19 protein-coding genes are annotated in these 23,849 nt (G+C 34.2%); 5 read left to right on the top strand and 14 right to left on the bottom strand.

Features of this window, described 5'->3' with window-relative positions; translation table 11 throughout:
* Positions 1–119 precede the first annotated feature (119 nt).
* Entirely contained in the window at positions 120–2,444 is a 2,325-nt protein-coding gene (locus OU989_RS23210) for a hypothetical protein (protein WP_274797428.1), read from the bottom strand.
* A 530-nt stretch (positions 2,445–2,974) separates the two neighbouring features.
* Between OU989_RS23210 and OU989_RS23205 the strand changes: the two genes are divergently transcribed.
* A complete protein-coding gene (locus OU989_RS23205; protein ID WP_274797427.1) occupies positions 2,975–3,172 on the top strand; it encodes a hypothetical protein in 198 nt (65 codons plus the stop codon).
* Positions 3,173–3,267: 95 nt separating this feature from the next.
* Positions 3,268–4,841, top strand: a protein-coding gene (locus OU989_RS23200; protein WP_274793282.1) for an IS3 family transposase whose coding sequence is annotated in 2 segments (ribosomal slippage) — positions 3,268–3,910 and positions 3,910–4,841 — 1,575 coding nt in all. Because the reading frame shifts where the segments join, the coding sequence is not laid out codon by codon here.
* Positions 4,842–5,042: 201 nt separating this feature from the next.
* On the opposite strand, the gene OU989_RS23195 is transcribed toward OU989_RS23200, so the two are convergent.
* The 13 genes from OU989_RS23195 to OU989_RS23135 all read right to left on the bottom strand — a co-directional run bounded on the left by OU989_RS23195 (position 5,043) and on the right by OU989_RS23135 (position 19,934).
* Positions 5,043–5,384, bottom strand: a complete 342-nt coding sequence (locus OU989_RS23195; protein WP_274797426.1) for a hypothetical protein — start codon at positions 5,382–5,384, stop codon at positions 5,043–5,045.
* Positions 5,385–5,522: 138 nt separating this feature from the next.
* Positions 5,523–7,454, bottom strand: a complete 1,932-nt coding sequence (locus tag OU989_RS23190) for a vWA domain-containing protein (RefSeq protein ID WP_274797425.1) — start codon at positions 7,452–7,454, stop codon at positions 5,523–5,525.
* The gene (locus OU989_RS23185) at positions 7,454–8,902 is read right to left on the bottom strand and encodes an AAA family ATPase (protein ID WP_274797424.1); all 1,449 of its coding nucleotides are present in this window, start codon (positions 8,900–8,902) and stop codon (positions 7,454–7,456) included. The genes OU989_RS23190 and OU989_RS23185 overlap by 1 nt, the downstream gene beginning before the upstream one ends.
* Before the next feature lie 153 nt (positions 8,903–9,055).
* Complete coding sequence (locus OU989_RS23180; protein WP_274797423.1) at positions 9,056–9,661, bottom strand: NYN domain-containing protein; 606 nt, start codon at positions 9,659–9,661, stop codon at positions 9,056–9,058.
* Positions 9,662–9,720: 59 nt separating this feature from the next.
* On the bottom strand, positions 9,721–10,161 hold the full coding sequence (locus OU989_RS23175) for a hypothetical protein (protein WP_274797422.1): 441 nt from the start codon (positions 10,159–10,161) through the stop codon (positions 9,721–9,723).
* Between the two features lie 252 nt (positions 10,162–10,413).
* Positions 10,414–10,872, bottom strand: coding sequence for a hypothetical protein (locus OU989_RS23170; RefSeq protein WP_274797421.1), 459 nt, complete (start codon positions 10,870–10,872; stop codon positions 10,414–10,416).
* Positions 10,873–10,901: 29 nt separating this feature from the next.
* The gene (locus OU989_RS23165) at positions 10,902–11,354 is read right to left on the bottom strand and encodes a DEAD/DEAH box helicase family protein (RefSeq protein WP_274797420.1); all 453 of its coding nucleotides are present in this window, start codon (positions 11,352–11,354) and stop codon (positions 10,902–10,904) included.
* Between the two features lie 63 nt (positions 11,355–11,417).
* Entirely contained in the window at positions 11,418–11,798 is a 381-nt protein-coding gene (locus tag OU989_RS23160; RefSeq protein WP_274797419.1) for a hypothetical protein, read from the bottom strand.
* A gap of 11 nt (positions 11,799–11,809) precedes the next feature.
* Complete coding sequence (locus OU989_RS23155; protein WP_274797418.1) at positions 11,810–12,991, bottom strand: replication-relaxation family protein; 1,182 nt, start codon at positions 12,989–12,991, stop codon at positions 11,810–11,812.
* Positions 12,969–13,814, bottom strand: coding sequence for a S1 RNA-binding domain-containing protein (locus OU989_RS23150; RefSeq protein ID WP_274797417.1), 846 nt, complete (start codon positions 13,812–13,814; stop codon positions 12,969–12,971). The genes OU989_RS23155 and OU989_RS23150 overlap by 23 nt, the downstream gene beginning before the upstream one ends.
* Before the next feature lie 200 nt (positions 13,815–14,014).
* Positions 14,015–14,956, bottom strand: a complete 942-nt coding sequence (locus tag OU989_RS23145; protein WP_274797416.1) for a hypothetical protein — start codon at positions 14,954–14,956, stop codon at positions 14,015–14,017.
* 152 nt (positions 14,957–15,108) lie between these two features.
* Entirely contained in the window at positions 15,109–18,354 is a 3,246-nt protein-coding gene (locus OU989_RS23140; protein WP_274797415.1) for a type IV secretory system conjugative DNA transfer family protein, read from the bottom strand.
* 158 nt (positions 18,355–18,512) lie between these two features.
* Positions 18,513–19,934 (bottom strand): hypothetical protein, encoded by a 1,422-nt coding sequence (locus OU989_RS23135; protein WP_274797414.1) that lies wholly within the window; start codon positions 19,932–19,934, stop codon positions 18,513–18,515.
* A gap of 506 nt (positions 19,935–20,440) precedes the next feature.
* Between OU989_RS23135 and OU989_RS23130 the strand changes: the two genes are divergently transcribed.
* The 3 genes from OU989_RS23130 (at position 20,441) to OU989_RS23120 (ending at position 23,718) form a co-directional block, all read left to right on the top strand.
* A complete protein-coding gene (locus OU989_RS23130) occupies positions 20,441–21,646 on the top strand; it encodes a ParM/StbA family protein (RefSeq protein WP_274797413.1) in 1,206 nt (401 codons plus the stop codon).
* Complete coding sequence (locus tag OU989_RS23125; RefSeq protein WP_274797412.1) at positions 21,639–22,217, top strand: hypothetical protein; 579 nt, start codon at positions 21,639–21,641, stop codon at positions 22,215–22,217. Before OU989_RS23130 ends, OU989_RS23125 begins: the two co-directional genes overlap by 8 nt.
* Positions 22,218–23,022: 805 nt before the next feature.
* Positions 23,023–23,718, top strand: a complete 696-nt coding sequence (locus tag OU989_RS23120) for a hypothetical protein (RefSeq protein WP_274797411.1) — start codon at positions 23,023–23,025, stop codon at positions 23,716–23,718.
* Positions 23,719–23,849: the final 131 nt, after the last annotated feature.

Raw genomic sequence — 23,849 nt, 5'->3', positions numbered from 1 at the left:
ATGTTGTATATTACAATATGTTCACTCATTAAAATTAATACCAAACATTTATTCCGTAGAAAGTTTAGTCAATAATAATACTTAAAATACAGAACAGTCCTTTATTACACTCAAAATGGTTACCATGGCGGCCAGTGTAAATCAGGCAAAAGATCACCAACTCTTTCAATCACTTCTCCTGCTGTATTCCAGACTGTTCTTCCCCATTTACCTGCTCCATCCCAAGCTTCTTTTTCTATCGTTCCATCTGATCTTTCAGTTAAGCGCTCAATCATATCTTTAGCAGCTCCTTCTACGTTAGACCATACACCTTTCCAATATTTCTCCCCTTCTCGGTTCCAATATTCATGAATCAGAGTCCCGTCTATAGGATGAATCAAACGCTCAATCATATTTTCAGCAGCTCCGTCAACATTAGACCATACACCTTTCCAATATTTCTCTCCTTCTCGGTTCCAATATTCATGAATCAGAGTCCCGTCAATTGGAAAAATAATGCGTTCAATCTCACCATTTTGTTTCCAATATTCTTCAATAATACTCCCGTCAATATGATTAGTAATCCGCTCAAGCAAGTCCCCAGTTTCGGACCAAAACTCTTCAATAACTTTCCCATCGATTTTTGCCCATTTGTGTATTAGAATTCCAACTGGATTCCAAGTACTCTTTTCAATTAGATTACCCTGAAAAAATTTTTCGTTTGTGTATTCTAAGGTATTGGACCAAGTTTCTCTAATTAGTTCACCAACTTCATTTATTTTTTCTTGAATATAGTAACCTGCCTGGCTAAACTGCCTCTGAATCTCTGCAGTAAGATTATTTATAAACTGATTTGCTGCATCCCCTGCCAATTTCATAAAATCCCCCCACCAATCAGAAAGGGTATCGGTTAAACCCACAGGAGCCCCTTTCTCTGCTAAACCACTTAGAACTAAATAATCAAGGCGGGGACTATTATTACATTCATTTTGATTAATTATTTCATTTGATTGATCTTCTGGTTTCTTAAGCCAATCGTTAAATTTATCTTCTTGATAAGCGAATCTCCACCAATAATTCCAGTCTTTTGATTCGAATAATTGCAAATGTTCACTCACTCTACCTGAGTCTTCAGCAATCCATGCCCATAAACTATTTGGATTTTCATTACCTCGTAAATAGCTAAAGAATTCTTCAGTTTTTAATAAGTCCTTCATTTCAGGTCTCGCTTCACACTCAACAGCATATATCCATAGGGTATAACTGATAGAAGAAATACTCTGTGTCTTTAGTAGTTGTAAACTACCGATAAAAGTGAGTGCTTCTAACCACCCTGATTTAGTAATCCATGGTAGTACCTGTTGTATAGATTTTGTTAAAATAGTACGCCAGCTATCTCGTCCCAAAACATCTGGGAAAAGATCGAGAACACGATTAATTAAAATACCTAATAATTCATCACCCTGATAATCGTTATAATTATCAAGTCTCACGATTTCACGTAATAAATCTTTAATAGCTTCTTTAAAAGAAGTAACTATTTGATCACGAATACTTGAAGGAATTTCAAATGTAAATACACCATTTATTTTTCCTAAGGACCAATCTGGTGGACCTAATGGGATACTGTAGGGGAATGCTCCTTTGTAACTTTGCAATAAATTATCTAAAGCTTCTCCAGCATATTGAGCTATATATGGAGCAGCAAAATCTATAAAGGTTTGTTTAAGTTCTGGGGTCATGTTTTCCCATGCATTCCATTGACTTGTTGCTATGCCTAAATGAGCAGCGACATTCTGTAAAGCATAGATTTCGTGTGGCAATAGCATAAAAGAACCTGTTCCTTTATAGGACTTCCTGTTTTTTAAAGTATTGTCACTGTAGATATATTTATATTTAATTTTTTTGTCTGCATCTTTTACATATTCAAATTCATTTTCAATATATATTGAATGGGTACGCCATTGGAAAAGGATTAAGTACTCAGTCCATTTGGTCATTAAATCACGTGCTAATTTACGAACTTCCTGGCTTGAATTAGGACAGGCATAGGAATAGTATGAACCAGCTACAATTGCTCCAAAACTATCCTTTGTCAATGGACTCATTCGGCTTTTTACATCGTTTCTGTACTTATAGTAATCAATGTCCTCTGGATGACGAATTGGGTGATAACGACCAAGATTATCTTTGTTACCCCAACTTTTTTTAAGTAAAGTTGTTAATAATTCTTCTAGACTTTTATTTGCAGAATTTTTATCCCAATCATCTTGTTTATAATTACCGGTGGCAACAGCGATAACTGCGATTGCTGTATATAATGTGGCCTCTCCTTTTCCATCAGGTTTCATTACAGCATCTTTATTTTCTTTTTTTTGATGGACAATATAACCATATTGATCTCTAAATCCACTGTCTTCAGTAAAATCGGCTAAAAGTCTTTTCAGTTCTTCTTCGTGATTCAAAACTTTTACCTCCTGTAATACCTTCATTAACTGAATGTGCATGTTATAGGTTTTCAAATAAAACCTAAAATATTCACCTTATAAGGGGGAATTTCTTAATTACAGGAATTTGCTCCATTTATAACAACAAATATTTGCATCACTAGACAAATAATAACCAAGACGCTATTTAAAGTCTCTTGGTCTTGGTCTCTATTTCTTTAAATCACTTATTCGTAGAGATCGCATCATTACTTTAGCCATTTGAGCTCGTGTTATGTTATTTAATCAGTTGAAATCAGTGTCCTGACAACTAAGTAAAACGTCATGTGCAACTAAATTAAGTTATATTTTCGAGTATATATTCAACTACTAATGGGTTATATATCAAAATATGAGTAATAAATTTACATCGTCTGGTAAATGTTTTATAATAATAAATAATTAAATGACAGCGTATAAGGGAAAACCCCTCAATACTAGACTCTTTTTGAGACAGTATTGGGGGGTTTTCTAAATTTACGTATCATAAGAATGGAGGTGGATGTATAGTGATAACTGCTGCTATTATATTTTTTGGATTACTGATCATTTTGGTTATGCAAGTTATAGCGTTAACGATATGTGGACGTATCGTGTATGGGAACCTGAAGCAAAATACAAAGGATTACAAAGGTATAATTATCCCAATATCGTTCTTTATTGGTTTAGCTTTTATATCTGAACGGTTAATGGATTTTCCAATATGATAAAAAAATAAAGACCAAGACGCTATTATGATATGCTCCCTATTAGGTAGACAGATGAAAAAATAAAATCTGTTTATCTAAGGGGAGTATTTTTTATGGGGCGAAGCAAACATTCACTCGAGTTGAAACTATATATCCTTCAATTGTTCGAAGAAGGTCACTATTCTATCAATGAATTGTGTGAAAGGTTTTCAATAGATCATCAAACTTTTCATAGATGGAAAATGAAATTTGAGGCAGGTGGACGTGAAGGATTACAAGAAGCTACTTCATGTAAGTTCTATTCAAAAGAGTTAAAATTAGCGGCTGTGGAGGACTACATTCAACGAAATTATTCACAGATGGAGGTGTTGGCGAAATACGAGATTAGCAGTACCTCCGTTTTAAAAAGCTGGGTAAAAAAGTATACTAGTCATAGTGAAATAAAAGATTCAGGTAAAGGAATGAGTCAAGCTATGACCGAAGGAAGAAAGACAACTTTTGAAGAACGTATTGAGATTGTCGAGTACTGTTTGAAGCACCAGAAAAATTATCAGTTGGCAGCGCATACCTATGGTGTTTCGTATCAACAGGTATATCAATGGACGAAGAAATTTGAAACGAATGGTGAAGAGGGATTACGTGATCGTCGTGGTCGCACAAAAGATGAAGTCGAATTAACCGTTGAGGAGAAATTGAAATTAGAGATTCAACGTATTGAACGTGAAAATGAACGTTTACGTGCAGAAAATTTATTTTTAAAAAAGTTAGAGGAAATCGAAAGGAGGCATCGTTAAGCCAAATACGTCTACAGCAACGCTATTTAGCGATTCAAGATTTACATCGAGAGGAAGAACTTTCGATTCTTTTACTATGTGAAATAGCTGATGTTTCGCGTGCAGCTTACTATAAGTGGTTAAGTCGCAAGCCTTCTAACAGAGAAGTTGAAAATGAAGCCATTTTAAAGGACATTCATCTCCTTTACCAACAAGTAGATGGTATTTACGGCTATCGTCGTACAACGTTGACAATCAATCGTCAGCGAAAAGAAAATAATCAAACGATGGTTAACGAAAAGCGTATTTATCGTTTAATGCAGATTAGTGGATTGAAGTCTGTTATTCGTAGAAAGCGCAAGCCTTATCGTAAATCCCCAGCACATCATGTGGCGGAGAACGTATTAAATAGAGCATTTACATCGAAAAAGCCCAATGAAAAATGGTGTACAGATGTCACAGAGTTTAAGTATGGAAACGGGAAAAAAGCTTATTTAAGTGCAATTATCGATTTATATGATGGTTCAATTGTGAGTTATGTGTTAGGTCATTCGAATAATAATTCCCTTGTTTTCAAAACAATCAAATCAGCTATTCAATCATTACAATCAGGCGAACAGCCATTAATACATAGTGATCGAGGTTTTCAATATACATCGAAGGAATTTAAGCGAATTGTGGATACAGCCAATATGACACAGAGTATGTCCCGTGTTGGTCGATGTATTGATAACGGACCAATTGAATCATTTTGGGGCACATTGAAGTGTGAGAAGTATTATTTACATAAGTACGATTCATATGAAGAGTTAAAACTAGCGATTGATGAGTATATTCATTTTTATAATTACTATCGTTATCAGAAACGATTAAACGGCTTGAGTCCGTTAGAATTCAGGACTCAAGCCGCTTAATACATTTTTTATTATTTCCACTGTCTACTTGACGGGGTGCAGTTCATTATAGCTGTCTTGGTCTTTATTATTACATAAGGTTAACCATTTCAGGGTGTAAGCCATCACTAGCACCTCGATGCTGCGGTTCAAGAAACTGTTCTATAGTTTTAACTAGTAAATATAGAAATTGTGCTTAAGTAGAACAATTAAATTTTTTTATCAGTCTAGTGCCAAGTATTTCTCAAATAAGTTTTTGGCATCTTCATAAATATGATTTTGAACTGCTTCTTTAAATTTTTCTAAAGAATCTGTTGCAACTATGCCTTTTTGATACATTGCTTCTAATGAAGATAAAACATCATTATCATCTATTGTATATTCCGTTAGGATAAATGGTGTTGTACTAAAATTGTCTATCAATAAAAACATTCCTAAGGGTGTCTCTTTTATATAATATTCATACCCCTCGAAATTACTAGTGTATTTAATACAATCTTCGAATTCTATTTTTGCAAATGGACCAACTACAATACCCATCTCAGCTTTATTTTTTCTCATCATGTTTCTCCGATCTTATCTTTTATACTTCATAGCTTGAAAGTCTTTTGCCATTGTTCATTAACTTTTTATTGACCAAAATATTTGGTAATAAATCGTCTCATCTTAAGGTTTATCAAGAACCTTCCTCACGATTCACCATTATAGTCCTCGGCGGAGTGATAACACTTTAATTAAATGTCTTTTTAAATCAGATGCTAAACCTGATTTTGAACGTATTACTCTATTTCCGTACATTCTTTTAGCACATTGATAACCCCAGTTATCGTTCCCAACAAATATACAAAAAACATCAACGCCATTTTTGTTTGCTGATTTAACCATCTCTTTTATGGTTTCTTCGGATTCATTTTCATAGAAATTTGGTGCCCCATCACTAATCATAAATGCCAAGCGAATAGACTCTTTACGATCTTTCACTTGATTTAATAAATATTGGAGCGCAATGACATCACGGTTGCCCATTTCTGGACGTAAACCGCCAATAGCCCCCTTATGCTGCGGTTTAAGCAAGTGATCGTTTGGCTTCAAATGATAAATAAAAGTGTCATTAGTAGCGAAATCACTTGTAAATGCAAAGGCTTTTGACGGTAACTTAATATTATGTGCAGCTGATAAAACAACCGATAAGGCCTCTTTCATTTCAGTGATAACTTGCTTTTGGGTGCCACACATTGAGGTGGTAGAATAACTAATATCAACCATTAGGGAAATACTAGCGTCTTCCTTAGGTGAGCCCCTATTAATTTTTGTACGTATATTATCATCATCACAATAAACAGCACGCCATACGCTATGTGGGCGTAGCCGACCTCGTTTTTGATTCTTAGATCGAATTTCAGGGATTGGTGCTAAGATGACTTGCAAGGCTTTTTCAAGAGCAAATATCTGGCGTCGATTCGAAATTACCATTTCATCAAACACCGCTTCATTTTTATGATCATAACTACATTCCTTAACTGTGTCGTTAATGGGAGTATTATTTACCATGACGGCAATTGGTGATTCTATAATTTCATCTTCTTTTAACTCTTCATGTGCCTGCTGGTGAGTATTTTCTACTTCTTTCTCAGTGTTAGCAATTAACCTTTTAAAATCAGGCTTGGTTCTAGGTTGAGTGTTCTCGGGAAAGATGATTTGAATAGTGTTCTCTTTAGGCTTTAAATTATCTTCTAAGCCGTCTTCTTTGCCATCTTCAATATTGTTATCATCATTGTCTATAGACTCGTTATGAGGGCTTTCAGCGCCGTTAAACATATCCTTTAATTTATCCAAGATTCGTTGGACGTTATTTTTAACCTCATCAGAAGTAGCCCACTCTGAATTTTCAAGATCCGCTTCTTTGCTAGTATTCGAGCTAATAGAAGCGGGTTCTTGTTCTTCCTCTTGTATCCATTGATACAATGTTGGCCATACAGCTGTTAAATGTTCTTTACTTTTATTTAGACAGTCAATAGTAGAAGTTTGGGTAAAGGATTCGTCCAATAGTGGTTGATACTGGTCCATTAATGAAACTACATCGCTGTGCCAGCCTTCTAAATCCTCCATTTCTAAGCACCTACGACCGTACATTTCAAGAAAATCATTAACTTTGCTTTCTCCCCGTCTTTCTTCTGGTGAAGGAGGATAAGCCCATTCATAATTTAAATAATCAATTTCATCAATCGTAAAAGGATAATCGATACGTAGAAATCTCTCTAACCTACCGTCCAAAGCAAGGTTTCCCCAAGTGTGAACGATGTTCTTTGGCCATTTCGTATTTTTTTCCCACTCCACTTTATCTTCTGAAGAATTACTAAGTATCCATTCTTTAAAGTCACTCACAATATCATAAAGTTTATGACCCATCTCATGGTAAGCAAAGCCGAGATGTAATATATGGATCTCGGCTTCAGAAAACAACTTATTAGGTTTATGGACATCATACTTTACGAAAATTGTTTTTCCGTCAAAATATGCCGTACTAAAATCTGTCCAATCAAAATCAAAATCGCGTCTATTGAATTTCTTACGAAGATAACGGTGTAATCGTCTACCCTTTACTTCTTTTAATTTTACATTTAAGCTGCTCATTAATTATCGTCCTCCTGTGCATTGGAATAGGCTTTCTCTTCCTCTGTGAAAGGAAATGGCGATAATTTTAATTCAGAAAATGCCTCACGTACTGCGTTTCGAGCTTCGAAGTATTCCTCTGTGTCTTCCACCTTGTTGATTATATAGTCTTCAACAACTTCAATACGTGTTTCATTGTTAAATCCAAAATTTAAGAAGTATTTTGCTGCATCGATATATCCTCGAACTGTATCTGCGCTGTGACACAAACCATCAAAGAATAACTCTTCTAGATTTTTCTTTATTGTAGATAGAAACTCAAGAGCATTAGAATCTACCAAACCACTTTTTTCTTTAATAAGGTTCTGGAATTCCATTGTTTGTGGTAATCGAACTACTGCAAAACGATCTTTAAATGCATCATTCAGTTTATTAACATCAAAGTATCCATTACCAACATTCATGGAGCAGCACATTAAAAAATCTTCGTGTGCTTGAATTGGACCTAAAGGCGTTGCTAAGGCTTCATTTTCATCAAATAGTGAATGAAATACAGAAGTAATATCCCCTTTTAGAAAGTTAACTTCGGCATAGTTTACTAATCCACCATGCTGAACAGTTTTAGTAAATTGGGATAAATCATAAGTACTTTCATTATCACGGAATGCTGGCTCAGCAACGATGGTTTCTCTTGATGTATCTTTGTCGCCAATTTGAAGAAGTAGCGGGAAGTTAAAGATCCAGGCAAGTGTATTAATCAAAGTATCTTTACCGGTACCTTTACCCCCGATAAGAATTAAATGCTTATCATTAAAGATATGTCGCAATACTCGTCTGAAAGTCTCTCCTTGATATGGTGTAGCAGGTTTTGAGGGAGCTGTTTGTTCCTGTTGAATAGGAACATGCATACTAATCCGTTTTCTCCGCTCCAGAATTTTATTCTGTAAGGCAATATCAACACCTTGAGAATCTAAATAATCTTGTACCCCATTCCAACCAGTTTCCCAATCGCGGTCAATTAGTTGTTCAACTGGTACTGTTTGTTTTTCTACTTGGTTAGTAGCAGGTAAAGTATCTTTTATAGTTGGGATTAGCTTGAATTCATCATTTTTGTTTTCCCATCTAACTTTTTCAAATTGCTTTTCAAAATCTTTGTATTCAACTAACTTTGTCTTAGTATTGGTTAATTCAATTGAATGGCCAAAATAATTAGCTATAGCAGCTAATAAATTCCGATGTTTACATGGTAAATTCTTTTCAACTTCTTCACAGTAATGAACCATTAAGCGGTTCTTTGAATCGATTACCATATAAGCATGAAGGTCAAGTTTTTTAAACTTAACTCGAATGTATAAGTTATTCTTTGTACCTTCGAAAGCATCGATATTTTCCACAAAGCCTGGAATGGAATCCTTTACTGTATTGATTGCAACATCTGAAATCGTTACTTTTTGAAAGTTAATAGTCATATTTAAATTTCTCCTTTTTGCTATGGACAGCATTATTATTTTTCATTGAAAAAGGAAACAACGTAGTTAATCGTTGTTTCCCTTTTAATTAGTTCTCCCAGTATTTAGTTGAACAGTATTTTGACAGGATGCTTTGAAGTGAATTATTGAATTTCAAGCATACTGAAGTCCCTTTCTATGCTGCTTATAACACACAGCGTTTGTAAATAAGTATGGTTTTTCTTGATTCTTAAAGTTGATTTTTCCACGTTCAACCATTGATTGGACAATTGTTTCTAAGCTAATAACACGATCAGCAATAGTAGATAGTTCACAACCAGGAGTATAGTCACTCATGACAACATGTACACGAACACCCATGTTCTGAGCTTCTTTAACAGCTGGCACAAGATCACTATCAGCTGAGCAAACTATAATGTCACGTGCGCCCTTTAAAGCCTCTTTGTAGATTTGTAAAGCGACTAAAACATCTACGCCCTTCTCAATTCGATTATCTTTTGACTCTCTAACAGCTAGCCCCTCAAGAACATTTACACCGCGCTTACGCAATGCATTAAAGAAAGTAGATCGATTAGTATGAAAAACTTTATCTTTACGTTCTACGTTTGCACAAGCAAAATAAGGAGTTATCTTAGCATTAGCCATATAACCTAGTGTTTTGTAGAAATTGGTCCATGAAAGTCCATGGACATTAATTTTGTGTAATTGATGAATAACATTCATTTCGTCTTCAATTATTGGGATATTAACATTTTTCATAAATATCTCTCCTAAAAATTTTCTTATCTATTAAAAGGTCGTCAAGCATACAAGATATGCTAAATCGAGGACAATTCTTCTAATGATAGCTGTCTAAATGTTTCCTGAAAATATGGGAAAGCTTGCAACATTCTTAAATCAATGCCGCTTCCACTACGTTTATCTAACTGCAAACACCATTCCTGATTGCCATAAGGTATAGCAAGTAATGAAATATCGTGTAATGGTAAGATATAAAACATGCCGTTATGAGTAAATCCATACTTCTCCATTCTAGGGATATTACCAGTTTCAAATAATTTGATAGACCTACAGAACAGCTTGTTTCTTTGAAAGTAAGTAAATATCTCTCTTACATCGTTAAGATCCACACACTCACCCTCAAAATAAAACAATGTACAGTGATTACCTTCAGATACTCGAATAGTGCCCCAAGGAATATTATAGATTTCCTTCGAATGTTGTTGTCTAATTCCAGACCAAACCATGTTTACACGCATGATGTCATTCCTCCTTTGTTATATTTAGGCAACAAAAAAAACGCCTATTACAAGGATTGAATCGTTAAAGACAGACCTGTGCCTTTATCAATCGCTGTAATAAGCGCTTTTAGAAATAATGCTCTTCACCGTTTGGTTAGAGAAAAATAAGTTTAAAAATATACTTTGAGAATACCACAAATACTGGTTAAAGAAAATAAAAAACAAGTCCATTGATAGAACTTGTTTTATTATTAAGGAACATACTTATCCTTATTCAGTTAATAGTTCTAGATTAGTTCTGATTATATTTTTTTCATCTTTAAAAATATACTTTTCATCGATACTGAATTTTTTCCCTTTCGTTTTATTCTCTGCTAATTCCATAATGTTGTATAAATCTAAAATTAGTAATTCAGCTTCTTTGGCTAAAAATTCGATTTTAAAATCCTCCTGATCGTTATTGAATTGATACATTACATACTTACTCAATTCTTCACTTAGGAACATTATCATGTACATATGAAGTGCATTGTTGTGCCTTTTTCTAGATAGGAGTTTAATAAGTGGAGAAAGTGTAGAGTAAACTCTCTTCGCATTTACATCGTTGTAGAAATCTACTGAGGCTGGTGGTGCTTGTTTACGTCTCCCGTATACATTATCTTCTAGAGAGTGGATTAACTCATTTTCCAGTGTTTTTATTTCATTGACTTTATTACTGAATATATTCATAAAATTATCCCCTTTCATTAATCTACTTTTTAATAGATTATTTCTAAGTCACCTTCTTGATTTTTAAGGTAAACTAATTTGCTGAAATAACTATCTAAATTCAACTTGGCTGCAACTGCAATAAAGTCATCCGAATTTGTAAATTGAATAGACGCTACGATTTGTATATCATTACTCACCTTTTCTAAACGTAACCCCTGGGAAGATAAAGCACGTAACTCATCAATAATCAGTATTTTATCCGTACAATGTGTGTATATATTTTCTTTTACTATTTCAACTTCCGCTTCTGTAGTACACATAGAAAAATAGGCAGCACTATTCTCTTTTTTCGCATTCAATTTGTTATGTATTGCGTTTAACAAGCTTGTTTTACCGGTCGCTAAATTGCCAGCAATAATTACGTTATCTCCATCATGTAAAGCGGTCTCTATAATTGCTACCTGTGTTTCAAGTTTTGATTTTAAAATTTGAACGTTCATGAATAATCCCTCCAATTTATATAGGGTGTGTAATGTTTTTCACTACACACCCTTTGCTATGTTTTAAGGAAATCGAGTCATAGGCAACTTGGCCATAAATTGCTCCTTGATTTGTGAATCAGCTGCAAATGAAGTACCAATTCCTAAGCGGATTTTTTCGTCCGCTTCACTTGAAGGGACACGATCTTCATTTTTATAATAAGCAAGCAATTTAGTAAATAGATACTCATCTTCAATGATACGAAGCTCCACTTCACCATTTTCTTTGTTATCAACTAACAAGAAATGAATATCTCCGTTAATATCATGGCCAACAACGTATAAGTCGCCATCATATGGTTTTGGATATCTAAATGCTTCATCTGATACAACATGCGTTAAATCACGGTCTTCATTAATTTCTTCAAGAAGAATTATTACCCATTTATCTTGTGCAAATGTCAAATCTCTACCTCCTAATAGTCATAGTCCGCGTCATCCATTAGTACGTCTTCATTGTAAAGAGACGCATGATATTCAGAAGCAGACATACCTTTCCATTCAGGAGTTAGGAATTTGATTTTCGATGATTTTACACCTGATGCTTCAAAATATGTGTAAAAGATAGCGGGATCATTTTTCTGTATTAATCTTTCGTCAGTTGTGTAGCGGATTCTACTGTCTGGCATATATTGTTCTGCTAATTCTGCAATATCAGGGATCCTAGAGACATCATCGACTAACAAGATAACAAGTTCTGGTCGAAGATCGTCTGACAAAGAAGTAAATGCTAATTGAATTTGTTGGAACCTTTCAATGCAGTCAGAGTACCAATTCTTCACTGGTCGAATAACTTCCAACCAAAGGTATTTAAAATCTTGTTCATCTTTGATTGTTTTAATTGCATAATGTGGTCTAAAATAGCGGCCATTTGATAAATCAAATTTCTCCTGCGATGACCATTCAATTACACGGTCTAGCTCTCGCAATTTACAGTAGAATTCATTAGCGATAACTGTAGAAAAATAGTCGGTCATCTTAGGCGCATTACCAGGTACATATTTTATCGGTAAGAATTGATAGGAACGCGGAATATGCGTTCTAGGTAATATAAGGCTTGCAGCTTTTGCACCAATTGGTGAAAGTCCATAAAGGTGAGGTAATAACTTTTCACTTTCACAAGGAGAAACCCATTTAAAAGCGACAATTATACCGCTTCTTAAACACTTCCTTATAAATTCTTTGACTTTTGTATCTGAATCAGTTGATGAAAAGACTGCTCTTTGTATCTGTGATCGTGTAGCGACACGATGATTAGCTAAGAAGGTTAATAAGGCAATTTCATGGTCAGTAAAATTGTTATCTTCTTCTTTTCCACGTAACCAATAGTTACTGTTGCGGATGACATTGTATTCTACTGGTAAAAAATATAGCAGGGCATAAGGGTCTCCAAATAAACTAAAAGGGTTACCATTTGGCGGTAGATATTGTAATATATCGCGTGGAAGCGATGGCGACTTATATGGTATCGTCGTAGCGTATGTAGGAGATAATTTCTGTTGAGGAACAGCTCTTGCTTGTTCCTCAACATCACCTACTACAAAATTTTGAATGCTAAGATCTTGTGCAGTCATTTTATGAGCGACGTGCCTTTCCAATTTGGTTAACCCGTGGAAGTACGATATGCCCATAAATATGCCCAATTTGTGTATCTACACGACTTACTTTTAGCTGACATTTTTGCCCTTCTTTAAGGTGAACACCGACACGCATGGAAGGGAATGGTGCTAATGCCGAAATGTTATGTGGTTTTAAGGTTACAAAGACTCCTAAATCAGGATTGATATTGTTGATCTCAGCTGCATAAGTGCCACCAGGTTTATAATCTGCTAAAAATACAGCAGGGTCCGCTTCTAAAACACGGCGACTAAACTTAACCTTTTGTTCTTCCACGTTAATAGAAGTGATTTTTACCTCAATTCGTTCACCTCTAGCAACAACCTCTCGCATATCTCGGTGATAAGCATAAGAATATTCTTCCTTTGGCATACGTGTTCGAACACCATTAACAATCAAATACAGGTTAGCTTTATCTACGCCGGATACAAATGCAGTATAGACTTGCCCTTCTTTAGCAGAATTCCAGAATAGATTAGCTTGGATGTTTAAAGCATCTGTTCGATTTCCGATAAAGAAGGCATTGTTCTCATCAGCTATTACATCTTCAACAATAACCTCAAAATCACCATCTACAAATGCATGAAGCGATCTAAATTCATAGTCATCCATTTTGTTCTTAGGGATATAACCATAAATACCATCGTAATAGACTTTCAGGCATTCAATCGTTTCCCCTGCCATTTGAAGCTCTTCAACACCAACACTAGTTACAGTAATAAAACGTTTGAAGCGGCGTGCATCTCTTAAATTGGCCTCAGCATACATTCGCTGTTCTTTCAATTGTTCTTCTAAAATTGTCATATCAACATTTCCTCCTTGTTTTACAATCAAAAGAACGCAAAAAAGCACCAAATCCACGTCTAATAAGACGAAAGATTCGGTGCTTCCGAACATTCTTCTGAAAGGTTTATTAACTTAAGTTACAAATAATATACCCTTTCTTTCTAAATTTTGCAATACCTAACATTCTGCTTTTCTTAAAAGTAAACTAGAGCTCGATACTAAAGAACTTTACAAGGATAGAAGATGATTGGAGTTGATCTAACACCAGCTTGTACACACTCTTTTGTATATTGAGTAACTGCGTTTTGAAAATGGGTTAAGAATAGCTGACCGAAAAACGGCGTTTGTTTATTCTCCGTTTCAGATGTTGCAGAATTGACCAATAATACACCACCCTCTTTAATAAACAACCCTGTATCGAAAATTTCTTTTCCATCATCATAGTTAAATAGATTTGACATTAAAGGATTGTTTGAAAATTCATCAAAGAGATTCTTAACACCGGTAATATAGCGATCTTTTTTATTTTTTACAATCTGACGACCCGCATATCTATGTTCATCAGGGTATGAAACTTCACCCGCTTCAGTCGCTTGATAATCAAGAACATCTTGCTCAAAGTAATCTAGTAAATCCTGGACAGTTTTTATTTGATTGGAATTAAAAATTCGTTGATCTTTATTGTTATATCGCTCACGGAGCTCTTCAACTATATCTGCTAAATAACGTGTATCTAAAAATAACTGAATAATATGGTTTATGGTTGTTTTTTGTCCAAAGGATATAATTGATAACAATGTAATTGAAAAAATATGTGTGCTTTGTTGGCTTTTAAAAAACTCGTTATTGTTTGATAATAAAACTTCCATAGTTTGTAATAGGTCCCCAGCGGAGTTTAGGGCTCCTTTGAATGGCTGAAATTTTAATGTCCATGACTTAGTTGGGTCAATTACTTTAATTTTTTCATTAGGGATTTCAAGTCTCTGACATAGGCTTAATACTTCATCGATTTTATTGCTATTGGAGTCAAATAATACAAAGCCACTCTTGGATTTCCCACTTACAACTTTAATTATACTTTGGTATAGCGGTTGACCAAGAACGGTTAATACATCTTTATAAAGAGGTACTTCATTTGTTTTCTCTAGTAATGCTTGCATGTTATATCCTCCCTTTTCATTTAGAAAAACGAAAAGCACCGAATCCACGTCTAAAAAAGACGAAAGATTCGGTGCTTCCGAACATTCTTCTAAAATGTAATAAATTAAGTTGAAGTCATTATATCAAGTCACGGTAGATACATCAATTGATTTTAAATATCTTCTTCAATCACATCTTCTGAAACAAAATGATTACCTGGTATTACCACATCTCTTTTTTGATTTGCTTTTTGTTGAGACTGTACTTGCTGTTCAGCAACTCTTTCGTGCTTCTTTTCCACTTCTTGTTTCTTTACTGAAGAACTACTTTCTCTACCCTTTTGAATTCTTTTTGATTTTTTATTTTCTTTCACAACGGGTTCATCTGGGAAAAGGCTCATTTGATTCATGACTGGAACTGAAGCTGCTTTGTTATCAATTCCACTAGTGTTTTCAATATTGTGGTTAGTACTTTCAATATCTAACATTGGTGGCTCCATCATAGGAGGATTAAATGGTTCATGCTGCACATCATTTTGCAATGGCAAATCAACGTGTTCGATGTTAGTATTTGCAGATTTCTCATCAACCTGTTCAAATACAACAGGGACAACGACATCTACAGGGGGCTGTTCAACCATTGAATCTAGTTTTTCCCACGTAACATCTGAAGTGTTTTCAGCATCATTTTCATCCATGAGACTTAGCCATTCATTTGTATCATCAGTAGAAGCGGTTTCGTCCATCATATCAGCTGATAGATTTGACGCTTCATTACCTATTTCAAAGTTAAAAGGTATCCCCACTTCGTTTTCGATTTTCTCCTCATCACCATAGAATGAAATACTGGTATTTTGCTCTTCATCCTCACTATATTCGAGATTGTTTGGTCCTTCCGCAGTTGGGAATGGAATAACGTTATTGTGTTTCTTTTCATTTCTTTGTACTGGAATAGCTTGTGATTGTAGTGGTGGAGACATAAAGCCGTCGTCATTTGAATATTGTTCAAATTCTTTTTGCACCGAATCACCAATAGCAGATACATTGGCCATAAATTCATCAGGAATAACACTATGGAAGTCTGTAAGGTTTAAAATTTCATCAGTAGTTAAAGATTCCATTGATTCGTAACCTGCTTTTACATTTGTTACAAGTGTATCTAATTTATCTTGAGATATATGATCAGTAACATTAAATTCCTTTTCTTCTGTAGACTTAATATCACTGGCTACTAAATCCATAAATCTGTTAATAAATGCTGATTCATGAACAAACTGACCAACAGCCTTCTTAGGTATACCAATACTATTTCGTTCATTGACCACTTGTACTATCATTTCTTTAAACGGTAGTTCTCGAATATCGGTAGGCGTGAACCTTGGTTGCATTTCTTTATGAGTATTTAAACGGAAGCCCCATGTTTGCTTTTCGCTAGTCATTGGAGAACCTGATTCATTCATTGATTCTACAACAACTAGATGTTCACCGAATTCTTTAGAGAAGTATTCATTATCTTCTACAGGTCCACGTCCAAATACTGTTTTGTGTGAAGCATTACCCATAACTGATTTACGATAAGACTGGCCAACTGCGTCTAATTGTGCAATAGATTGCATAGCAATAACTGCACCAACCTTATAAGAACGCCCTAGCGTTAAGAAACGTTCAAATGCTTCATTAGCGTATAGAGGGAATTCGTCCACATAGAACATGATTGGTATTCGTTCAATACCTGTCTCTTTACACTCCTTAGCTCTTCGGAAGACAGCGCTTTGGAATTGACGGATGAAGAACTGTCCGAATAAAAGAGATAATTCATCTAAGTCCCCCAATGCAGTATTAATTAATACTACTCCGCCTTCACGTAAAAACTTGTCCGCATCGAAAGCTTCTTCTCCATCATTGCAGACAAATAGACTTTTAAGCATAGAGTTTAAAGCAATTTCATTTAGGTACTTTTTAGCACCCGTAACAAACTTATCCTTTTTATTTTCAACTAATGGACGTCCAGCATATTTGTGACCAGGTGGATATAAGACTTGTTTAATATCTTCTTTATCACGGAATGTTTTATAATCCAACACCTCATTTTCAAAGTAAGCTACGATTTGTTCAAATGAACTTAATTCTGCTCGCATACTGCTAGTTAGTGATGGATCTTCCCTTTTAGAATCAATTGTTTTTCGAACAAATTCTACTATATCTGCTAAGTAACGAGGGTCTGTAAACATTTGCTGAATATGAGTGATATTTGTGGCGGGACCAAAACGGATCTTTGCTAATAACGTAAACGTACTAGCTGCTTCATTTTGTTGTCCTTTAAAGAACTCATCTTGATCACCAGTCAGAGCATTTAATGTACCTTGAAATCCTGAAGCAGCTGACTCTCTCGATCCTCCAAATGGATTGTATTTCATTGACCAAGATTTTGTAGGATCGATAACTTTAATTTTCTCGTCTGGAACGCCAAGTTTTTTGCAAATGGTCAATACATCATCTACACCATCACCTTTTGGTTCCAAGAAAACCAAGCCCATATCCCGCTGCCCCGTAGCAATCTTTAATATATCTTGTGCTATCCGTAACAACAAAGTTGTAGATGTTTTACCTGAACCAGTTGCCCCTATTATGGCCTCATGTAAAAATCGTTCGTTTTCTTTAATAATAATTGGTTTCTTAGTATCAAATTCGAACCCCACTATAACATCACATGTTTCCAATTTGTATTCGTGTGCATATTTTTTGATGTAAGGAGCTTCCCAAGTCATAAAATGCTTTTGAAGCAAATCCTTATTTATCATATAATCACGCGCTTGTAAGAAAAGAGAAAGGGCGCTAAATATAACAGGAATGACAAACAGAACTAATATCAAAGAATCCAAATCATCTGTCATGATAATGTCTTTGTAAGGTTCAAAAATCCGTACACTGGTTAAATAATCTAAAAAGTAATCTACATTATATTTTGCAAATGCACACCAACTTAGAATATGAAAAGGAGCTAAATTAAAAATTGCTGATTTCCATCTTCCCTTTTTGGTCTTTGACCAATCTTTAAGTATTACGGGCCCTTTTTTCTGAGGTATTGAGATTGTACTATAATGCCATGTAAAGTACGGTAATAGCCAAATCAGAATAAAAAGCCACCATGGCAGTTTGTTTAATAAAGCTAGTTCAAATACACCTAGTAAATTCATTACCCATGTAAAAATAGCTATTGGTAGTAGAACAGCAACATTAAACCAAGATAATACTGAAACTATTCGGTAGTTTAAAGTCATCCGAACGAATTCTTCCCGTTTCGTTTTCTTAATAGCCTTTTCGAAGCGGTATTTTAAGAATTCTTCACGTTCGATAACATATTCAGTATCTGATTGTAATCCGACCTCTTGCTTCTCCTTTTTTTGTAAGAAGCCCATTAAATCCCCCCTTCTTTGTTTGAAAAACAAAAAAGCACCGAACCCAACACCTTAAAATATCTTTAAGGCGTAGGTTCGGTGCTTCCGAACGTACTAATTATTTGTTTTTCTTAATTTCAATTATATGTTTCTAACTTGTAAAGTCAAGACCAATAAAGCTACTTAACTACGAATACTGAATCCCTAAAATCAATAGGTTCTAAATCTTTATAGAGAACGGGTCGGTTAATACGAAGATCCATCATATGCAATCTTTCATAAAATAACTTATCTTCTCCAGCTTTTAATGTATTATCAATAAGTCCTACAGAATAAGGAGTTAGCTCTCTAAAAACAACTATAGGCACAATTATATATGTTTCATTCTTTTCAATGGCTACCTTTTGAAGATTATTAAATATCTTAATACACCGTTTCCATTTAAGAGTATTTAACCCTTCAATATTAAAGAAAACACAGTAATATTTTCTGTCACCAGTAAAACGACCTAGTACATCGCCAATGTTTTTAAAGTAATCAAATAATAGTCCGTCAGTATTCGGATCAGAATAATTAAAAGTCTTTTGTAGTTCCTTGAAGCGGAATGCATCAATGAGTGGATACTTAAAGTCTTTACTATATTCGGTTCTCAGAGAAAGAATGGTACTTTCAAGATTACTACTAGTAGTAGCTATGATATTGAAATCATCAATGAATTCACCACACATAGCATTAAAGGCTTTTAGGAAATTAAGATATCTAAGATTCACCTGTAAATCAGTGGTCTTTTGATTGTTTGAGTACCGTGGATTTTCTAATACAACAATCATCCCTTTGTAATACCTTAACTCATTATTCTCCTTAAGTTCCTTCAATCGATTATTAAGTCGTTTGAATTTAGCAAGTAGCCTTTCACCGTACTCTGTTTTTCTATCATATTCCATGAAATAATAAGCTAATTCACCATGGGTATCTATAAGATTCCCTTGCTCATCATAACGAGATAGATTTAAACAAATTTCGCCATCAGGTTTATATTGCATACTTTCTTTAATTTTTGATTTCCGAGGCGATGCATGTAAGTTATCACGTAAAGAACATATGTTCGTTAACTTAACTCCACCGAAAATCCATTGTTCATTTTCCGAATCTCTAGCAGCTTCTTCTACTTGCCGATTAAATGCTAAAATATTGCATTGTATCTCTGTTTGAAAACGGGAATGTATGTTCTCTAATGGTGGGACCCTCCAAGGGAAAAATCCCAAATCAAAATCAAATCCTGAGTGCTTATTCTTATCCAGTTCCGTGATTCCCATGAACGAGTAAATTTCATTCTGACCCTCTTGAGTCAAATAATAGTAAACTTCCGTAGAATCAGAAACCCTATGTTGCTTTATGTAACCAGCATCCTGTAATAACTTTATGGTTTTACTTAAAACCTTTCTGCCACTTTCAAAGTCCTTATCCTGTCGAGTTTTACCCTTAAGTTCTGGTCTTAAATAACTCAATATTTGATGTATCTTAGCCATTCTAACCTTTAAAATGAACCTTAAAATTTCCAGTTGTTTATTGCTTAATTGCTTGTATGTTGGGGGTGCCATTTATTAATTTCTCCCTTCTCCTTATTACTCCGATTTTAGGTTAATGAAGTTCGGAGTGCAAGAAACTTATAGAAATGTCTTGACAAAACAATAAAAACCAATATTTTATAGGGCGCTGATATATGGTGCTGATATAAGGCGCTTGCAGCACCAATATGTAGCACCCTAGTTTGGGAACGATTTTTAAACTATTATCAGTTTAGAAAACCTAAGAAATTCCCCTGAACAAATTTCCAATTTCTACTTACACATTATAGATTTTTTTGTTCTAGCAATTTACATGCAAAGCATTTTTCCAAAGAATATAGCTGCTTTAAAATTAAATATATAAGGGAAATTTAATTTTTATTTTATACACACATTATACTTACAATGTATTTATAATTTATACATATATTGTGTGTATAAAATGTATGTATAATGTGTTGACGAGTGGCAATCTTACCCTGTATAATAAATACAGAAACACAGGTTTCAATAGGACAATTATTAGGAGTGAATTTTGAATGACTAAAAAGAGAACTAAAAACGTAGTAAGAAAAGCTGGTGTAGATGGAGGAAATGGTGAAACAAAGATGTATTTTGAGGGAGTTGATGAGGGACTAGCCATCCCAACAGCAGAACTCATTTTGTTAAATGCAAATAGTAAAAGTAAAGGTAATTTCTTAGCTAATGATGTAGTAACGCCTAAAAATATTCATGAGCACTTAGATATTACTTTCTTATCATCTAAAGCTTTATCAAAATCAAATGAACGTTATCTTATTGGAAAAAGAACATTAAAAGCTTTGGGTGCCAAACCAAAAGAGACACCAAAACATGCTCAAAAACATACTTCTGAAATTGTGGCAAGAACAGTACTTGCAGGTTTATTAGTGGATGCTATAAGAAACAACCCTGAAAGTAAGACAATTACTGCCCATTATGATTTAAATTTGGCTTTACCTTTAAATCAAATTGACGAAGAAGCATTCCAAAAACACGCTGAAAGATTTATTGGAACTCATGAGATGAAATTCCATTACCCGAATGGTGAAGAAATCCTCGTAACAATCGTTGTAGAATTTGCGATGACTTTACCTGAAGGAGCAATTGGAGGTTATGCGATTGTTTATAATCTCGATGGAACTCCAAAAATTTATGAAATTCTTGAAGAAGATGAAAATGGTGATCAAGTTAAAACAGAAGTTACTTTTGAAGATAGAGAACTTTTGATGGGTGATATTGGTGCAGGTTCGTTAGACTGTGCAGTAATGTTTGGAGTTGATTTTGATTATGAGAACTCTGAGGGATTTGAATTAGGAACAAAAGAGTCAGTAAATAAGATTCGTACAGAATGGAATAAACTACAAAAACAAGATCAAATTAATTCTCTAACACAATTCACGGAAATTTACAGTAACACTGAGATTTTTAACTCTGCAAAATTACAGAACTTCTCAACTATGTATCTGAATGATGATGCAATTGTAATTGCTGACAGTCTAAAGAGTATTTATGAAAAAATGCCATCAAGAGCTCGAATTGTTTTATATGGTGGTGGAGCTATCCTTTATAAGAATGCTTTAATACCATTATTAGAGGAATACAGTGATAAGGTGATTTTTGCGCCAGATCCTAAGTTTATAACTGCAAAAGGATTACTAATTTTTGCCCTTACCCCTGCATTTGAAGAAATCAAAAACAACTACTTAGAGGCACTAAGTGTCTAAACGTAGAACAACAAAATATGAACATGGGGATCGTTATCAAGTCTATATAAATAGAACTGTTGATGATGAACTACTATCATTTATAAACAAGCAATCTGATATATCTGGTGCAAGTATGTTAGGACTTATATTGCTGTATCAAATGTATGGGAATACCGATATTGATGATATGCTGCCAAGGAATTATAGAGTAAATTCAAACATTCCTAATTCAACTATTAATGTTCCTAACTCTATCCCGAAAAATAAAGTTAGAGTTCCAGATGCAACAGTTGTATCTTCGGATAGTCAAAGTAATAGTACTGAAAACACTGGACGAGATAATGCTCCTAATGCTGAATCTCGTCCAGCATTACAAGTGGTAGTAGATTCAACTACATCTGCTGATATACAGAATATAGAAGCAACTGATAATCTTGATAACAAAAATAATCTAGTCTCCCCTATTCAAAATGAAGTTATTGAGAGTAAAGAAGAAACACCTAGTAGTAAGGGTAATGGTTTAAATTCTATTAAGACTAATTCTATGATGCCGTTTGGCAACATGATGAAGCCAAATAAGGGTAAATAAAAACACCGTACTAAATGTACGGTGTTTTATTTTGATACATATATTGGTGAAGAAATCAATAGATCCTTTCGGTATCTCTACATATGAATAATTATTTTTTGTGTTATCTAGGTTATTTTAATCCTTTAATAGCATTCCCCAGCTTCTGAAATTACTTTTCTAAAGTAAGGTCTTTAATAAAAAATAAAAGTAAAATATAGCTAGTTAAATTAAATGCAATACTTAATTTAGCCACATTAGAGTCCTTTTACAGTCCCCCACCACTCTTATTATGTGAAAATTATCTCTTGCCCAGTAAGGGTTGAATACCAAATAAATCATGCCCAGTAACCCAGTGGGCAAGATTTATTTGGCTAATGTAGATAAACAGTTATCTTGGGGGAGTAGACGTTATGTATAACAGCAATTAAGTTAATTTTTTTGCTGCTAAAATATAAACCATAAAAATTTGGTTATTCTAATAAATTATTTTTTACCTTTTTTTTCATGCTGTGTCCCTGATTTCTTTTTTACTGGAAAGCCATATTTTTTAGAATGATTTTTCATTTCAGCAATCAATTTGTTCTTTTTTTCACCCATGCAATCACCCCTCTTCATTAGATCCATACCCAATAGACCAGTGGATCAAATTTATCATGCTGTTTCCCCCTATTATCAAAATAAGAGAAACGTATCTTCAAGTTAGTCATTTATGCTTTAATAGTTACAAATTTAAGACTCAAAAATTATTGAGTCCCCCTTTCACTAGTATTATGACCATAAAAACTCTTATCTATACTCATACAATTAGAGAATTACACATACTATGGAAAAAATACCTCTTGCCCACTGGGTAGAAACGAGAAAATGGGTGATAAATATGTTAGTCACTAAAAAACGTAAAGTAAGAAGCGATAAAAAAGTTAATATAAAGCCAACAATCTTGTTGGATGCTAGAACTGCAATATATCGACTATCTGATATAACTGATACCCCTGTTAAAGATATTGGTGAATACTTATGTAAAGAGGCTCTTACCAATAAAGGTATTATAGATGAGCTTGCAAAGCATTTAAAACGCGACGTAGCAATAGATAATACATTATATAGAGGTAACCCAAAGAATCCTTCTATTATTCGTAGAGCTGAATCAGGAGAATGCGATCGTATTACTATTAGGGTCACTGTTGATATGAACAATATACTTGAGAACCTGGCATATTGTTTAGGTTGTGCAAAGGCACGTGTTACAGCAGCTCTAATTGAATATGCAATAACCGATTTTAGTATAGTTGATGATTATGTAAAAGGGTTTTTAGAGGAAGGTATTGATAAACATAAAATGAAAGAGCTAAAGAAACTGTTCAATTATGTTAATGATAATGAATCAGGTAACGAATATTCTTGGGCTTCTATGCTATCTGTAATTGTGGATGAGGTTAGATCAAATACAGCCACCCTACTAAACGGTCCTAATGAAATTATCGAAGAGTATTTGATTAATAACTGGAGAGATAACTAAATAAGCATATTGAACACCACTAACTATGTGGTGTTTTTTTATATTCCCCCTCCCCTACCCCTTATTTATCATTACAATATGGTGATAATATATGTATATTTTATACGTATAAAATATAATTTGAAGGAATT

It is taken from the genome of Lysinibacillus irui (assembly GCF_028877475.1).
Taxonomy (GTDB): domain Bacteria; phylum Bacillota; class Bacilli; order Bacillales_A; family Planococcaceae; genus Lysinibacillus; species Lysinibacillus irui.
This window is presented reverse-complemented; position numbering and strand designations above follow the sequence as displayed.

Coding starts and splice junctions, on each gene's coding strand:
- OU989_RS23195 (WP_274797426.1), bottom strand. CDS start 5,384: ATGATGAGAAAAAATAAAGCTGAGATGGGTATTGTAGTTGGTCCATTT.
- OU989_RS23190 (WP_274797425.1), bottom strand. CDS start 7,454: ATGAGCAGCTTAAATGTAAAATTAAAAGAAGTAAAGGGTAGACGATTA.
- OU989_RS23185 (WP_274797424.1), bottom strand. CDS start 8,902: ATGACTATTAACTTTCAAAAAGTAACGATTTCAGATGTTGCAATCAAT.
- OU989_RS23180 (WP_274797423.1), bottom strand. CDS start 9,661: ATGAAAAATGTTAATATCCCAATAATTGAAGACGAAATGAATGTTATT.
- OU989_RS23175 (WP_274797422.1), bottom strand. CDS start 10,161: ATGCGTGTAAACATGGTTTGGTCTGGAATTAGACAACAACATTCGAAG.
- OU989_RS23170 (WP_274797421.1), bottom strand. CDS start 10,872: ATGAATATATTCAGTAATAAAGTCAATGAAATAAAAACACTGGAAAAT.
- OU989_RS23165 (WP_274797420.1), bottom strand. CDS start 11,354: ATGAACGTTCAAATTTTAAAATCAAAACTTGAAACACAGGTAGCAATT.
- OU989_RS23150 (WP_274797417.1), bottom strand. CDS start 13,814: ATGACAATTTTAGAAGAACAATTGAAAGAACAGCGAATGTATGCTGAG.
- OU989_RS23145 (WP_274797416.1), bottom strand. CDS start 14,956: ATGCAAGCATTACTAGAGAAAACAAATGAAGTACCTCTTTATAAAGAT.
- OU989_RS23140 (WP_274797415.1), bottom strand. CDS start 18,354: ATGGGCTTCTTACAAAAAAAGGAGAAGCAAGAGGTCGGATTACAATCA.
- OU989_RS23135 (WP_274797414.1), bottom strand. CDS start 19,934: ATGGCACCCCCAACATACAAGCAATTAAGCAATAAACAACTGGAAATT.
- OU989_RS23130 (WP_274797413.1), top strand. CDS start 20,441: ATGACTAAAAAGAGAACTAAAAACGTAGTAAGAAAAGCTGGTGTAGAT.
- OU989_RS23120 (WP_274797411.1), top strand. CDS start 23,023: ATGGAAAAAATACCTCTTGCCCACTGGGTAGAAACGAGAAAATGGGTG.